Genomic DNA, 14,175 nt, shown 5'->3' with positions numbered 1-14,175 from the left:
GCGATCCCAACGCCTACAAGGTGTTCACCCGCAAGTTCGACGAGGTGGTCACGGTCGACGAGCTGTGCGGCCCGTCCGAGCTGACCCGGTTGCGCGGCCAGCTCGACCTGTCGCTGCAGCGCTTCCACGCCATGATCGGCAAGATGGCGAACCGGCTGCAGCGCAAGCTGATGGCCCAGCAGCAGCGCTCCTGGCTGTTCGACCTGGACGAAGGCATCCTGGATGCGGCGAGGCTCACCCGCGTGGTGGTCAACCCGAGCCATGCGCTGAGCTTCAAGGTCGAGAAGGAGACCGACTTCCGCGACACGGTGATGACCCTGCTCATCGACAATTCCGGCTCGATGCGCGGCCGGCCGATCGCGGTGGCGGCGATGAGCGCCGACATCCTGGCGCGCACGCTAGAGCGCTGCGGCGTCAAGGTCGAGATCCTGGGCTTCACCACCCGCGCCTGGAAAGGCGGCCAGTCGCGCGAGCAGTGGCTGCGCGAGGGCAAGCCCGCCAATCCCGGGCGGCTGAACGACCTGCGCCACATCATCTACAAGGCCGCGGACACGCCCTGGCGGCGCGGCCGCCGCGCCCTCGGCCTGATGCTGCGCGAAGGGCTGCTTAAGGAGAATATCGACGGCGAGGCGATCATGTGGGCGCACGAGCGTCTGCTCGCCCGACCCGAGCAGCGCCGCATCCTGATGGTGATCTCCGATGGCGCCCCGGTGGACGACAGCACCCTGTCCTCCAACCCGGGCAACTATCTGGAGCGGCACCTGCGCCAGGTGATCGAGCAGATCGAGACGACCTCGCCCGTCCAGCTCCTAGCGATCGGCATCGGCCACGACGTGACCCGCTACTATCGCCGCGCGGTCACGATCTCCGATCCGGAACAGTTGGGCGGCACCATGCTCAAGCAGCTGGCCGAGCTGTTCGACCTGGATGAGGACCGCCCGGGGCGCCGGCGCCGGGCGGCCTGACCGGGCTCAGGCCCGGCCGCTGGCCACCGCCTTTGCGAACTTGCCGTTGAAGCGGGCATAGCCCCGCTCGGTCTGGCGCAGATGCGCCCGGGCGTGCTCGTGCAGCGCCGGCAGCCGGTGAAACGGCACGGTCGGGAAGGCGTGGTGCTCGGCGTGGTAGGGCATGTTCCAGGCGAGGAAGCGCACGATCCGGGTCGTGAAGGTCGTGCGCGTGTTCTCCAGCATGTTGGCGACATGCGGGCAGCGGGCATGCTCGGCCAGCAGGTAGGCGCGCAGGAAGGGCTGGCCCAGCACGATCGGCACGAGCCAGGTCCAGAGCAGCAGGGCAGAGCCACTCCAGAGCGAGCCCAGCAGGAGCAGGACGTAGCCCGCCAGCATCGCCCGTGCCTCCCAGGCCATCTGCGGCCGGGCACCTTTCGGCAGGAACGGGTCGGTGATGACGCCCCGCGCGTTGGCGGCCAGCGTGCGGAGCATCGACCACCACAGCGGCAGGCCCGACAGGTAGCGGACATACTGCCAGAGCGTCTCGGGCTTGGGCGACATCAGTTCCGGATCATGGTCCGGATCGTGGGTGTGCCGGTGGTGGGCGAAGTGGAAATATTTGAACCAGCAAGGAGGGACCAGGATCAGGAAGCCCGCCAGATGCGCCACGGCCGCGTTCAGCCAGCGGGTGCGGAACGCGGTGTTGTGGCTGGTCTCGTGCAGGGCGGTGAACAGGAACACGATCAGGATGCCCTGCGGGAGCAGGAGCAGCGGCCAGCCGGGCACCCTCGTGCCGATCAGGACGCCCAGCAGGAGGATCAGGCCGAGATGGGCGAAAAGCTGGCGCAGCCCAGGCCCGTTGGCCAGGGTCGTGAGCGCCCGGCGCTGCTCGGCACCCAGGCTGGAGATCAGCCGGCGATGGTCGAACTCGCCCGATCCGGCTTCGGCCATACGCTATTCCTCCCGCACCCGATCCATGGCCGATCCTAGCGCGCTCAGTCGATCGGGTGCAGGACCCGGTGGAGGAAGTCCTGGGTGCGCGGATGCCTGGGCCGCACCAGCACTTCCGATGGCGGCCCTTGCTCGACGATGACGCCGCCGTCGATGAACAGGACGCGATCAGCCACCTCGCGGGCGAACGCGATCTCGTGGGTGACGATCAGCATGGTCATCCCCTCCTTGGCCAGGTCGCGCATCACGGTCAGCACCTCGCCGACCAGTTCCGGATCGAGCGCCGAGGTCGGCTCGTCGAACAGGATGGCGCGCGGCTGCATTGCCAGGGCCCGGGCGATCGCGACCCGCTGCTGCTGACCACCCGAGAGCTGCTGCGGATGGTTGTCGGCCTTGGCGGCGAGCCCCACCCGCTCAAGCAGGGCGCGGCCGCGCTCGATTGCGGATGCCCGGTTTTCGCCCTTCACATAGACCGGCCCCTCGATCACGTTCTCCAGCACCGTCCGGTGCGGGAACAGGTTGAAGCGCTGGAAGACCATCGCGACCTCCATCCGCACCTCGCGGATGGACTTCTTGTTGCGGTCGACCACCTGGCCTTCGACCAGCACCCTGCCCTTCTGGTAGTCCTCCAGCCCGTTCACGCAGCGCAGCATGGTCGACTTGCCCGAGCCGGACGGGCCGATGATGCAAACCACCTCGCCCTTGCCGACCGTGGCATCGATCCCTTTCAGGACCTCCAACGCGCCGAAGCTTTTGTGGACGTCCTGGAACTCGATCATCGCCATCGTCAGCGCCTCCGGCCCATGCGTTTCTCCAGCCAGCGGCTCAGGCCCATCAGCGGCAGGCACATCACCAGGTAGAGCAGCGCCACGGCGGTGAAGACCGCCGTGTTCTTGAAGGTCGAGGAGGCGATCAGCTTGCCCTGCAGGGACAGCTCCGCGACCGTGATGGTGGACGCCAGCGAACTGTCCTTCAGCATCATGATCATGGTGTTGCCGTAGGAGGGCAGGATGATCTTGATCGCCTGGGGCAGGATCACCCGGCGCATCATCAGGCCGCGCGACATGCCGATCGACTGCGCGGCCTCGGTCTGACCATGGTCGACCGCTTCGATGCCAGCCCGGAAGTCCTCCGCCTGGTAGGAGGAATAGGCGATGCCCAGGCCGATGATCGCGGCCTGCAGCGCGGTCAGCGCCAGGCCCAGCTCCGGCATCACGAAGTAGATGTAGAAGAGCTGCACTAGGATCGGGATGGCGCGCAGGATGTTGACGATGGTCGCGCTGGTCAGGCTGAGCACGCGATTGGAGGACAGGCGCATGATCGCCCAGACCAGGCCCAGCACCGTCGAGAAAATGATCGAGCCGACCGTCACGATGAGGGTAAGCTGAATGCCCTTCATCAATGCCGGCAGGAAATTGATCATGTCCTGAAGAAAGCTGCTCATGCGGAACTTCTTCATAATGGACGCGGCGACCGGAGGCCGGCCGCCGCGTCATGACCTTCAACTCGGTCCGCGATCCGGACTTAGTTCAGACTCCACTTCTCGATCATCTTGTCGAGCTCGCCACTCGACTTCAGCTCGGCGATCGCCCCATTGATCTTGGTCATGCGCTCGGTGTCGCCCTTCTTGGTGATGATGCCGATCTTGCCGGGCAGCGCCGTCTTGTAGCTCTTGACCAGGTGAACATTGGGGAACTGGCCCTGGCCCAGATAATAGGAGGCCACCGGGTAGTCGACGAAGCCGGCCTTGATGCGCCCGGCGTTCACGTCGTTCATGACGGCCGGGATCGTTTCGTAGGCCTTCACCTCGCTGAAGATGCCGGCCTCTTCCAGGGCCGCGATGTAGACGGTGCCGACCTGAGCGCCGACGACCTCACCCGCCATGTCCTGGAACGAGGTGTACTCCTTGGTGTCCTCCTTGGAGACCACCATGCCTTCGCCGAAGCTGTACACGTCGTCAGAGAAGTCCACGACCTCGGCGCGAGTCGGCGTGTTGTACATGGCGGCCGAGATCAGGTCGATCTTGCCCGAGGTCAGGGATGCGATCAGGGCCGAGAACTCCATCGGCTCAAGCTGGACGTCGAAGCCGACCTTCTCGCCGATCACCTTGACCAGCTCGATCATGAAGCCGTCGAGCTCGTTCTGGTCGTTCAGGAAGCTGAACGGGATGCCCTGGGCTTCCGTGCCGACCCGCAGGGTCTCGGCCCGGGCCTCACCGGTGATCGCCGGCAGGGCGGCGATCCCGACCGACAGGGCGAATACGCTTGCGAACAGTGACTTCAGACGCATGATGATGCTCCCCTCGAACTTGCTAATGTCCATGGCGGCCGGTGCCCCATGGTTGCGCATGACCATGGGCACGAACCTCTACTTGCTCGCGTCCACCGGCGCCATGCCTTGTCTTCCGGTCGCTCTGACATGAAGGCGGCTGGCCACGCTCGTGGCATGGCGGCATCGAGCTTGGTCACGGCGCCATGACATCTTGCAAATCGCGCGCCGCGACGCCTTATGAGGGGCCGCTGCAGCATGCAGCGTGATCTCGAACGGTTCACGTCTCCTCGCCAAGCCGGCTGCCTGACCGGACGACCCGACCGCGTCCGGGCGTCCTCGCCCCTGGCACTGGTCCTTGGAACGCTTATGATGTGCGCGGATCAACCCGGGGCCCTACGACCTTGACCGAGCTTGCCTTGACCATCCGCCTGAACGCCAACGACAACACGGTCGTGGCCAGGCTCGACATCCTGCCCAACACCCATCTAGGCAACGAGGACCTGCGCACCACCCAGCGCATTCCAGCGGGGCACAAGGTCGCGACCCGGCCGATCGCCAAGGGCGAGCCGATCCGCAAGTTCAACCAGATCATCGGCTTCGCCAGCCAGGACATTGCACCCGGTGAGCATGTCCACGTCCATAACTGCGTGATGCAGGACTTCGACCGCGACTATGCGGTGGGCGCGGACGTCAGGCCGATCGACTATGTGCCCGAGGACCAGCGTCCGAGCTTCCAGGGCTACCTGCGCCGGGACGGTCGTGCCGCCACCCGCAACTATATCGGCGTGCTGTCGACGGTGAACTGCTCGGCCACGGTCTGCAAGTTCATCGCGGAGCGCTTCCCCAAGGAGATCCTCGACCAATATCCGAACGTCGACGGCATCGTTGCCATCACCCATGGCACGGGCTGCGGCATGGCGGATGCCGGTGAGGGCTATGGCAACCTGCAGCGCACGCTCTGGGGCTTCGCGCGCCACCCGAACTTCGCCGCCGTGCTGATGATCGGCCTGGGCTGCGAGGTGAACCAGATCGACTTCCTGCTGGACGCCTACCAGATCCAGCCCGGCCCGAACTTCCGCACCATGACCATGCAGGCCACGGGCGGCACCCGGAAGACAATCGAGCGGGCGCACGAGATCATCAAGGAGATGCTGCCGGGCGTGAACGAATATGCCCGCCAGCCGATCTCGGTCTCGGAGATCAGCCTGGCGCTGCAGTGCGGCGGCTCGGACGGCTATTCCGGCATCACCGCCAATCCGGCGCTGGGTCACGCCGTCGACCTGCTGGTCCGCAACGGCGGCACCGCGATCCTGTCCGAGACCCCGGAGATCTATGGTGCGGAGCACCTGCTCACCCGCCGCGCGGTGGACGAGAAGATCGCCGCCAAGCTGATCGAGCGGATCAAGTGGTGGGAGCACTACACCTCGATCAATGGCGGTGAGATGAACAACAACCCCTCGCCGGGCAACAAGGCGGGCGGGCTCACCACCATCCTGGAGAAGTCGCTGGGCGCCACCGCCAAGGGCGGCACGCTCAACCTCCATGGCGTCTACAAGTATGCCGAGCCGGTCACCGCGCGCGGCTTCGTCTACATGGACAGCCCCGGCTACGACCCGGCTTCGGCCACCGGCCAGGTGGCGTCCGGCGCCAACATGATCGTGTTCACCACCGGCCGCGGCTCCTGCTTCGGCTTCAAGCCGGCGCCGTCGATCAAGGTCGCGACCAACACGCCCATGTACCGCCGCATGGAGGAGGACATGGACATCAACGCCGGCACGATCGTCGATGGCGAGGAGACCATCGAGCAGGTTGGCGAGCGCATCTTCCACAAGGTGATCGAGGTCGCGAGCGGCAACCACTCCAAGTCCGAGGAGCTGGGCGTGGGCGACCACGAGTTCGTGCCGTGGATGGTCGGCGCGGTGATGTGATCCGGCCGGGCGCCGCGTGAAGGCGGCGCCCGCCCTTCTCCTGTTCTTCCACTCGTAGCCTGGCCCGGACGCGTCTGGGTACCGCGGCCGGCGCCGATGGCCGCCTTGTCCAGGATCGGCACCAGTGGTACCGGATTGCGCTACCCAGGCGGGTTCCATCGGCGCCGGAAGGTGAACGTACCGTAGGATGCCCCTGGCGCACCGGCTGGCCGGTCCGTTCGGCGTCGACCTTCCGCGAGTGGTCCCTTTGCCCATGACCCGTCCGAGCGTCGCGCTGGACCCGCCCGATGGCCGGCACGGCCCCAGCCGGCGACAGTTGCTCGGGATGGCGGGCCTGCTGGCGCTGGGCGGTTGCACCACCTCCGCCGGTCATGCGCCGGCCAGCCTCGCCCCGGCCGACGCTGCGGCAGCTTCTGCGCCGTTCCCCTTCACCAATCCCTGGGTCGCCACCGTGGTCGGCACGCCCGCCGAGCTGAGGGCAGTGCTGCCCGACGGGCTGGCACCACAGCGCGCGTCGCTCGAGCGCTTCCCCGGCCGGGCGATCCCGGAAGGGTTCTGGTACTATGATGGCGGCCTGACCTACTCGACCCTGCTCCAGGAACGCCCCGCACCTTTGGTGTTCGTGATCGCGGGCACCGGGGCGGACGACCGCTCGCGGCTGATGATCCTGCTGGCGCGGACTCTGCACGCTGGCGGCGCGCACGTGGTGCTGATCCCCTCGCCCAGCCATGCCAACTTCATCGTCACCGCCGGCAGCACCTTCCTGCCCGGCAATGGCGAGCAGGACGCAGCCGACCTCCTCAAGGCGATGGACGCGATCCGGCAGCGGCTGGCCGGCCGGATCCAGGTGAGCCGCTACGACCTCACCGGCTACAGCCTGGGCGCCTGGCATGCCGCCTTCGTGGCCAGGGCCGATGCGGCGCGGGCAGCACCGATCGGCTTCGACCGGGTGCTGCTGCTCAACCCGCCGCTCAATCTCTACCACTCGATCCAGCAGATCGACGCGATGCTCTACAAGGGCCTGCCCCAGGGGATCGACGGGCTCAACCACTTCCTGGCGCGGGCGACGGCACGGCTGGCGGAGGCCTACGGCCCGGCCGACCCGCTCGACTTCTCCAATCAGGACGCGCTGCTCGACCTGTACCGGCGGCTCCAGCCGAGCGACGAAAGCCTCGCCACCACGGTGGGGCTGTCGTTCCGCCTGTCGACCACGAACCTGATCTTCACCTCGGACGTGATGAGCCGGTCGGGCTACGTGTTCCCGCGCGGCCAGGAATTCCGTTCGACGACGCCGCTGGGTGACTATTTCGCCGTGACGCTGCGCCTGAGCTTCACCGACTATTTCGACGATCTGTACGTCGAACGCTATGCCAGCGCTGGCCTGACCCGGCAGGACCTGATCGACCGGAGCGACCTCCGCTGGATCGGCAACTGGCTGGCGGGGCAGAAGCAGATCGGCCTGATCACCAATGCCGACGACGTCATCCTGGCGCCCGGTGACCTGCACGGGCTGCGCGAGATCTTCGGCGATCGCGCCTGGATCCACCCGCACGGCGGTCACATGGGCAATTTAGCCTTCTGGCCGTTCGTCGACCAGATCAGCGGCTACTTCGCGACATGACCAGCACCACTGGCCGCCGCGCCGCCCTGGCCCTGCTCCTGCTGCCGCTGGCCGGCTGCGCCACCACGCCGGCCGAGCCGCAGGGGATGGCCCCGCCGATCCGGCCGATCACCGAGTTCCTCCGGCCGGGCGAGACCCGGGAGGCCGCCAACCCGATCGCGATCTACGATCCGTTCGAGACCACCAACCGGGCGATCTACAAGTTCAACGCCCAGTTCGATCGGTACGTCTATCTGCCGGTCGTGAATGCCTACACGTTCGTCACCCTGGCGCCGGTCCGCAAGAGCGTTAGCAATTTCTTCGACAATCTCGAAGAGATCACGACCTTCACCAACTCGGTGCTGCAGGGCAAGGTGGAGAAGGCCTCGCCCACTCTGTTCCGGTTCATCATCAACTCGACGTTCGGCCTGTTCGGCCTGTTCGACCCTGCCAGCCATCTCAACCTGCCGCGCCAGGACGAGGATTTCGGCCAGACCCTGGGCTATTGGGGCCTGGGCGACGGTCCCTATCTCGTTCTGCCGATCCTGGGTCCGTCGAACCTGCGCGACACCACCGGCCTGGGCGTGGACCTGGCCACCGACTGGGTCCTGCTCCAGCAGCTGCCGAGCGACGTGCGCGACGACATCTTCTACGACCTGCTGTTCTGGGGGCTCTGGCCGATCGACGCCCGCTACCAGATCGACTTCCGCTACCACTCGACCGGCTCGCCCTTCGAGTATGACCTGGTCCGCTACTTCATCACTAGGTCCCGCCAGGTGAAGATCCGCAACTGACGCGCGCGCAATCGGACTAGCGGCACGTGCCCTCCCCGGTCGTCCGTTCCGGTCATGACAGCGCCCTTCCTCCTGACGCATGGTGTGAAAACCGGGCAGCCGGGGCCGCCCCAACGGCGCCGCCCGTTCGGGCAACTTGAGGGAGGAAACGACGCATGCGCATCCTGATCGCGGCCGGCCTGATCGGCCTCGGCCTGACCGCCGCCACCGCGGAAGCGGCGACGCTCGACCGTATCAAGACGGGCGGGACGATCACGCTGGGCTACCGGACCGACGCCGAGCCCTTCTCCTATGAGAGCCCCATCGGTGAGGCTGCCGGCTACAGCGTGGCACTGTGCAAGGCCATCGCGGCCGGTATCAAGGCCGAGCTGGGGCTGGACGCGCTGGAGGTCCGCTACCTGCCGGTGAAGGACGAGGGCAGCTTTGCCGAGCTGCTGGAGGGCAAGGTCGACCTGGTGTGCGGTGCCACCACCCAAACCCTGGCCCGGCGCGAACTGGTCGACTTCTCGCTGCCGACCTTCGTCACCGGCTCGACCTTGCTCTACCGCAAGGACGGGCCCAGGAGCTTCGAGGAGCTGGCCGGGCAGAAGATCGGGGTCAGGGCCGGCACCACCACGGAGGCCGAGCTGAAGGAGGCGCTGGCCGAGCAGCAGTTCCAGGCGGAGCTGGTGGCGGTGGACAGCCATGAGCAGGGCGTGGCCGACCTCGCCGCCGGCCGGCTGGGCGCCTATTTCGGCGATGGTGCCATCCTGCTCTACCAGTGGCGCAAGAGCCCCGATGCCGACCGGCTGATGGTGTCCGGCCACCTGTACTCCCACGAGCCCTATGCGCTGCCCCTGCCCAAGGGCGACAGCGACTTCCGGCTCGCGGTCGACCGCGTGCTGGCCGGGCTCTACCGCGACGGCATCGACCAGATCTTCGCTGCCTCGTTCGGCTCCGGTGCCGAGCCATCCACCCTGGTGCAGGCGCTCTACGTCATCAACGCGCTGCCGGAGTGAGCGGCGCGCCGGCCTGACCCTCAGCCGCCGAGCAGGAAGTCGGCGATCAGCTTCAGGTTCAGCCCCACGATCAGGAGCGCGATCGCCCAGCCGAGCAGGAGCTGCCAGCGCGGCGCCATCAGCGGGCCCAGGCGCAGGCGGTCCGAGGCGAACAGCATGACCGGGATGACCGCGAACGGCAGCTGCAAGGACAGGATCACCTGGCTGAGGATCAGGAGTTCGGCCGTGCCGCTCTCGCCATAGAGCCAGGTGACCAGCACCGCCGGCACGATGGCGACCAGCCGGGTGATCAGGCGGCGCAGGAAGGCCGGCATCCGGAAGTGCAGGAATCCTTCCATCACCACCTGGCCGGCCAGCGTGGCGGTGACCGTCGAGTTGATGCCGCACATCAGCAGGGCCACCGCGAACAGGATCGCGGCCAGGCTGCCGCCCAAGAGCGGCGCCATCAGCTGGTAGGCGTGCTGGATCTCAGTGACATCGGTCTGCCCCGCCGCGTGGAACACGGCGGCCGCAGTGATCAGGATCGCGGAGTTGATCAGCAGTGCCAGCACGAGCGCGATGCTGCTGTCCCAACTGGCGAAGCGGATCGCCTCGCGGCGCTGGGCGACCTCGTCGCCGACCGCGCGAGACTGGACCAGTGCGGTATGGAGGTAGAGATTGTGCGGCATCACCGTGGCGCCGATGATGCCCATGGCGATGTAGAGCTGACGTTGGTCGGTGACGATCGAGGCGGCGGGCAGGTAGCCCCGCAGCACCGCACCCCAGTCCGGGTCGGCCAGGGCGATCTGCACCGCGAAGCAGGCGAGGATCAGGGTGATCAGGCCGAACACCAGCGCCTCCAGCCGGCGCACGCCCTTGTGCTGCAGCCAGAGGATCAGGAAGGCGTCCAGCGCGGTCAGCACCACGCCGTAAAGCAGCGGGATGCCGAACAGGAGCTGCAGCGCGATGGCCGTGCCGATCAGCTCGGCCAGGTCGGTGGCGCAGATCGCCAGCTCGGCCAGGAGCCAGAGCGGGTAAGCCATGCTCCTGGGAAACCGCTCGCGGCAGAGCTGCGCCAGGTCGCGGCCGGTCGCGATCCCCACGCGGGCGCACAGTGCCTGCAGCAGGATCGCCATCAGCGAGGACAAGAGGACCACCGAGAGCAGCGTGTAGCCGAACGCCGAGCCGCCGGCGAGCCCGGTGGCCCAGTTGCCCGGGTCCATGTAGCCGACCGCGACCAGGTACCCCGGGCCCAGGAACGCCATGAGCTTGCGCCCGAAGCCTCCGCCGATGGGCACGGCGATGGTGCCGTGCACCTCCGGCAGGCTCCGCGGCGGCACTGGGCCGGGCTGGTCGGGCATGCGCACGGCGCCTTCGGGTGGAGCGGCCATCTTGTTCCGGTTCGAGGATCGCACGGCAGTCCTGTCGCGCACGGGTCGGGGAGGCAAGCCCGGGCGCAGGCAGGACTCGCTCGAGGCCGCCCGGTTCCGTACCCGCCTGCGTCCCGCCGGCTACAGCCCTCCCGCTTGATCGATGGCCGGGCAAGGCGCACATGCAGCCGATGTTCCTTCCTGCTGCCGCGGCATCCCGACCATGACGATGTCCTGGACCATCGGCTGGCTGATCGTCTCGACGCTCCTAGCGGGCCTGGGCGCCTGGCAGGACCGCCGGCCGATCGGGCTGGGGCCGGCGCCGCTGGTGCCCGCCCTGTTCTGGCTGGCGATCGGCACCATCGGCATCGTACTCTGCCTGGCGCACCTCATCTCGCTGCTCACCGGGGTGGAACTGCATGGCCGAGGCAATTTCTGACGGCTGCCCGGACTGTGCCGGCCAGCTCCTCGAGCTATGCGACGAGCTCTTGGCCCGCGCCTCCGACTTTCCCGATCCCGGGGAGTTCATCGGCCTGGTAGCGGCCAGGCTCACCGCGATCGGCCTGCCGATCCTCCGCCTCGCGGCAGGCGGCGAGCTGCTCCATCCCACGGTCGAGGGCATGGGCTGGCGCTGGCGGCCCAGCACGGGCGTCGAGGCGCTGATGATGGAGCGGCGGGAAAGCTGGGACGTCGAGGAGTGGATCAAGAGCCCGATCCGCCACCTGATAGAGACGGGCGGCCAGTCCATCCAGCTCCCGACCGACGACGACCGCCTGGCCGCGCAGTTCCCGATCCTGGCCGAGCTGCGCCAGGAGGGCGTGACGGAGTACCTGCTGTTCACCGAGCGGGTGCGCGGCGCGCTGCGCATCACGGTGGACAACGACGTCTGGGTGTCCTTCGCCCATGGCGGCCGGTTCCGAATCGACCAGGCCACCGCCAAGGGTCTCGGGCGCATCGCCAGCATCCTAGTCCTGATCATCCAGGCCAATGCCGCGCTCGTCACCGTGCGCACCCTCTTAAGCGTCTATCTCGGTGACGATGCGGCGCAGAAGGTGCTGGACGGCAACGTGCTGCGCGGCCGGGCCGACCCGATCAGCGCGGTGATCTGGTACTCGGATCTCGCCGACTTCACCAAGATCACCGACGAGAAGCCGCCCAAGGGCGTGCTGGCGCTGCTCAACGACTATGCCGCGACCATCTCCGACGAGCTGGCGCGGCATGGCGGCAACGTCCTGAAGTTCACCGGCGACGGCATCCTCGCTGTGTTCCAGCAGGATGATGGTGCGGCCCGCGCCCTGGCTGCCGTGGACGACACGCGCCGAGTGGTGGCCCAGCTCAACGAGCGACGTGCCCAGCGCGGCGCGCCGACCACGAGCGTGTACGTGGCGCTGCACCATGGCGAGCTGCTCTACGGCAATTTCGGCAGCACCACCCGGATGGACTTCACCGTGCTGGGCCAGGCGGTGAACCAAGTCGCCCGGATTGCCGCCCTGTCGCGTAGCCTGGACCAGCCGGTGATCCTGAGCGAGGCGTTCGCCCTGGCAGCACCGGCCGAGCGTCATCGTCTGGTCTCGCTCGGCCGCTATGCGCTGCGTGGCGTGACCCGCCCGCAGAACCTCTTCACCCTGGATCCGACCGCATGATCTCGCTCGTCACCTGGAACATCCAGTATGGCCGCGGCCGCGATGACCGGGTCGATCTGGAGCGCCAGGCCGATCTCCTGCGCCCGTTCGACATCATCGGCCTGCAGGAGGTGGAACGCTTCTGGCGGCGGACCGGCGAGGTCGACCAGGTGGCGCGGCTGGCCGAGCTGCTGCCGGACCACTACTACGTCTACGGCCCCGCCACCGACATCCTGAAGCAGCAGGGGCCGGGCCCCAGAGGCGCCGTGCGCCGCCAGTTCGGCAATGCGGTGTTCTCCCGCCTCCCGATCCTGACCGCCAATCCGGTGACCCTGCCGCGGCGCGCGGCAATGGGCATCCCGACGAGTGCCCGGATCGCGCTCGACACGATCCTCGAGCTGCCGTCCGGCCGGCATCTGCGCTTCTGCTCGACCCATCTGGACCATGCCCAGGCCGACCTGCGCCTGGAGCAGGCGGACGCCCTGCTCCGGCTCTACCGCGAGGCCCCCCTTTCCGGCGGCATCTCGCACGGCGCTGCCGGGCGCGAAGATCCCTGGTGGGGCGAGGAGATCCAGGCGCCCCCGGTGCCGCCGGACATGGTGCTGGTCGGTGACTTCAACCTGACGCCGAAGGAACCGGCCTATGCCCGGCTCGTGGGCGCCTGCGACCCGCATTTCGGCCGGGTTGCCCATCTGGACGGGTTCGCCGACGCCTGGACGCTCTGTGGCCATGCCGAGGAGGAAGGCATGACCTGGTGGGATGATCCGCAGGTGGCGCCGCGCCGGCTGGACTATGTGCTGGTAACCGCGGGCCTGGCGCCGCTGGTCCGCTCCTGCCGGATCCTGCCGGGCGACCTGTCCGACCACCAGCCGGTCGCGGTCGAGCTGGAGCTCGGCTGAACCCGGTTTTCCTGGACCCGTTCCAGCCAGCCGCGTAACGACCGGCCATCGCCAGCATCCGCTCCGTTCTTGGGCCGGATCGGGTAACGGGGAGCGGATGCAGCAGCCGATCGAGCCACCGGGCGAGCCACGGGCGGGACTGGCCGAGCTGCGGCGCCTGCTGACCTTCGTGTTGCCCTATCTCTGGCCCAAGAACGAGCCCGGCCTCCGGATCAGAGTGGTGCTGGCCAGCATCGCCATGGTGGCGGCCAAGCTCCTGAACATCCAGGTGCCGTTCTTCCTCAAGCGGGTGGTCGACGCGCTGGGCGTGCCGGCCGACCTCCTGACCGTCCCGCTCGTGGCACTGGTCGCCTATGGTGCGGCGCGGCTTGGTGCTGCCCTGTTCCAGGAGCTGCGCGACGCCCTGTTCGCCCGGGTGGGCGAGCGGGCCGGGCGGCGGGTGGCGATCGGGGTGTATCGCCACCTGTTCGACCTGTCGCTGCGCTACCATCTGGAGCGGCGCACCGGCGAGCTCGGCCGCTCGGTCGAGCGCGGGGTGAAGGCGATCAGCTTCCTGCTCACCACCGCCCTGTTCGCCATGGGCCCCGTCCTGGTCGAGCTGGTCCTGGTGCTGGGCATCCTGCTGCGGCTCTATCCCTGGAGCTGGGCGTTCACCGTGTTCGTCACGATCGCGGTCTATGCGGCCTTCACCATCTGGACCACCAACTGGCGGACCCGCTACCGGCGCGAGATGAACCGGCTGGACAATCTGTTCGCCGGCCAGGCGGTGGACGGGCTGATCAACTACGAGATGGTCAAGGCGTTCACCGCCGAGGA

The 14,175-nt window shown here is 67.8% G+C and carries 14 protein-coding genes; 9 read left to right on the top strand and 5 right to left on the bottom strand.

Annotation, left to right across the window (positions count from 1 at the left end):
- Nucleotides 1-965, top strand: a 965-nt coding sequence (locus EQG76_RS14710) for a cobaltochelatase CobT-related protein (RefSeq protein ID WP_407925540.1), incomplete at its 5' end; no start/stop codon positions are given.
- Between the two features lie 6 nt (nt 966-971).
- Here EQG76_RS14710 and EQG76_RS14705 read toward each other — a convergent pair.
- The 4 genes from EQG76_RS14705 to EQG76_RS14690 all read right to left on the bottom strand — a co-directional run bounded on the left by EQG76_RS14705 (nt 972) and on the right by EQG76_RS14690 (nt 4,187).
- Nucleotides 972-1,898, bottom strand: coding sequence for a fatty acid desaturase (locus tag EQG76_RS14705; RefSeq protein ID WP_159714767.1), 927 nt, complete (start codon nt 1,896-1,898; stop codon nt 972-974).
- A gap of 44 nt (nt 1,899-1,942) precedes the next feature.
- Entirely contained in the window at nt 1,943-2,677 is a 735-nt protein-coding gene (locus EQG76_RS14700) for an amino acid ABC transporter ATP-binding protein (RefSeq protein ID WP_159714769.1), read from the bottom strand.
- 8 nt (nt 2,678-2,685) lie between these two features.
- A complete protein-coding gene (locus tag EQG76_RS14695; RefSeq protein WP_159714765.1) occupies nt 2,686-3,342 on the bottom strand; it encodes an amino acid ABC transporter permease in 657 nt (218 codons plus the stop codon).
- An 80-nt stretch (nt 3,343-3,422) separates the two neighbouring features.
- A complete protein-coding gene (locus EQG76_RS14690) occupies nt 3,423-4,187 on the bottom strand; it encodes an ABC transporter substrate-binding protein (RefSeq protein WP_159714763.1) in 765 nt (254 codons plus the stop codon).
- A 398-nt stretch (nt 4,188-4,585) separates the two neighbouring features.
- On the opposite strand from EQG76_RS14690, the gene EQG76_RS14685 reads away from it, so the two are divergent.
- From EQG76_RS14685 to EQG76_RS14670, 4 genes are all read left to right on the top strand, one after another.
- Complete coding sequence (locus EQG76_RS14685) at nt 4,586-6,097, top strand: UxaA family hydrolase (protein WP_235031373.1); 1,512 nt, start codon at nt 4,586-4,588, stop codon at nt 6,095-6,097.
- A gap of 253 nt (nt 6,098-6,350) precedes the next feature.
- Nucleotides 6,351-7,718, top strand: coding sequence for an alpha/beta hydrolase (locus EQG76_RS14680; RefSeq protein WP_159714761.1), 1,368 nt, complete (start codon nt 6,351-6,353; stop codon nt 7,716-7,718).
- A complete protein-coding gene (locus EQG76_RS14675; protein ID WP_159714760.1) occupies nt 7,715-8,491 on the top strand; it encodes an MlaA family lipoprotein in 777 nt (258 codons plus the stop codon). Before EQG76_RS14680 ends, EQG76_RS14675 begins: the two co-directional genes overlap by 4 nt.
- Nucleotides 8,492-8,646: 155 nt before the next feature.
- Entirely contained in the window at nt 8,647-9,489 is an 843-nt protein-coding gene (locus EQG76_RS14670; RefSeq protein ID WP_159714759.1) for an amino acid ABC transporter substrate-binding protein, read from the top strand.
- A gap of 20 nt (nt 9,490-9,509) precedes the next feature.
- On the opposite strand, the gene EQG76_RS14665 is transcribed toward EQG76_RS14670, so the two are convergent.
- On the bottom strand, nt 9,510-10,829 hold the full coding sequence (locus tag EQG76_RS14665; RefSeq protein ID WP_159714758.1) for an Nramp family divalent metal transporter: 1,320 nt from the start codon (nt 10,827-10,829) through the stop codon (nt 9,510-9,512).
- 232 nt (nt 10,830-11,061) lie between these two features.
- On the opposite strand from EQG76_RS14665, the gene EQG76_RS14660 reads away from it, so the two are divergent.
- The 4 genes from EQG76_RS14660 to EQG76_RS14645 form a co-directional block, all read left to right on the top strand.
- Entirely contained in the window at nt 11,062-11,277 is a 216-nt protein-coding gene (locus EQG76_RS14660) for a hypothetical protein (protein WP_159714757.1), read from the top strand.
- Entirely contained in the window at nt 11,258-12,481 is a 1,224-nt protein-coding gene (locus tag EQG76_RS14655) for an adenylate/guanylate cyclase domain-containing protein (RefSeq protein WP_159714756.1), read from the top strand. The genes EQG76_RS14660 and EQG76_RS14655 overlap by 20 nt, the downstream gene beginning before the upstream one ends.
- Complete coding sequence (locus tag EQG76_RS14650; RefSeq protein WP_159714755.1) at nt 12,478-13,359, top strand: endonuclease/exonuclease/phosphatase family protein; 882 nt, start codon at nt 12,478-12,480, stop codon at nt 13,357-13,359. The genes EQG76_RS14655 and EQG76_RS14650 overlap by 4 nt, the downstream gene beginning before the upstream one ends.
- 97 nt (nt 13,360-13,456) lie before the next feature.
- Nucleotides 13,457-14,175, top strand: a 719-nt coding sequence (locus EQG76_RS14645) for an ABC transporter transmembrane domain-containing protein (RefSeq protein ID WP_255476530.1), incomplete at its 3' end; no start/stop codon positions are given.

The sequence above is a fragment of the Geminicoccus flavidas genome, from assembly GCF_009806515.1.
Classification (GTDB): Bacteria; Pseudomonadota; Alphaproteobacteria; order Geminicoccales; family Geminicoccaceae; genus Geminicoccus; species Geminicoccus flavidus.
This window is presented reverse-complemented; position numbering and strand designations above follow the sequence as displayed.

Bases quoted from the DNA above. Each gene is read 5' to 3' on its own strand.
- EQG76_RS14705 (WP_159714767.1), bottom strand. From the start codon at position 1,898: ATGGCCGAAGCCGGATCGGGCGAGTTCGACCATCGCCGGCTGATCTCC.
- EQG76_RS14700 (WP_159714769.1), bottom strand. From the start codon at position 2,677: ATGATCGAGTTCCAGGACGTCCACAAAAGCTTCGGCGCGTTGGAGGTC.
- EQG76_RS14695 (WP_159714765.1), bottom strand. From the start codon at position 3,342: ATGAGCAGCTTTCTTCAGGACATGATCAATTTCCTGCCGGCATTGATG.
- EQG76_RS14690 (WP_159714763.1), bottom strand. From the start codon at position 4,187: ATGCGTCTGAAGTCACTGTTCGCAAGCGTATTCGCCCTGTCGGTCGGG.
- EQG76_RS14680 (WP_159714761.1), top strand. From the start codon at position 6,351: ATGACCCGTCCGAGCGTCGCGCTGGACCCGCCCGATGGCCGGCACGGC.
- EQG76_RS14675 (WP_159714760.1), top strand. From the start codon at position 7,715: ATGACCAGCACCACTGGCCGCCGCGCCGCCCTGGCCCTGCTCCTGCTG.
- EQG76_RS14670 (WP_159714759.1), top strand. From the start codon at position 8,647: ATGCGCATCCTGATCGCGGCCGGCCTGATCGGCCTCGGCCTGACCGCC.
- EQG76_RS14665 (WP_159714758.1), bottom strand. From the start codon at position 10,829: ATGCCCGACCAGCCCGGCCCAGTGCCGCCGCGGAGCCTGCCGGAGGTG.
- EQG76_RS14660 (WP_159714757.1), top strand. From the start codon at position 11,062: ATGACGATGTCCTGGACCATCGGCTGGCTGATCGTCTCGACGCTCCTA.
- EQG76_RS14655 (WP_159714756.1), top strand. From the start codon at position 11,258: ATGGCCGAGGCAATTTCTGACGGCTGCCCGGACTGTGCCGGCCAGCTC.
- EQG76_RS14650 (WP_159714755.1), top strand. From the start codon at position 12,478: ATGATCTCGCTCGTCACCTGGAACATCCAGTATGGCCGCGGCCGCGAT.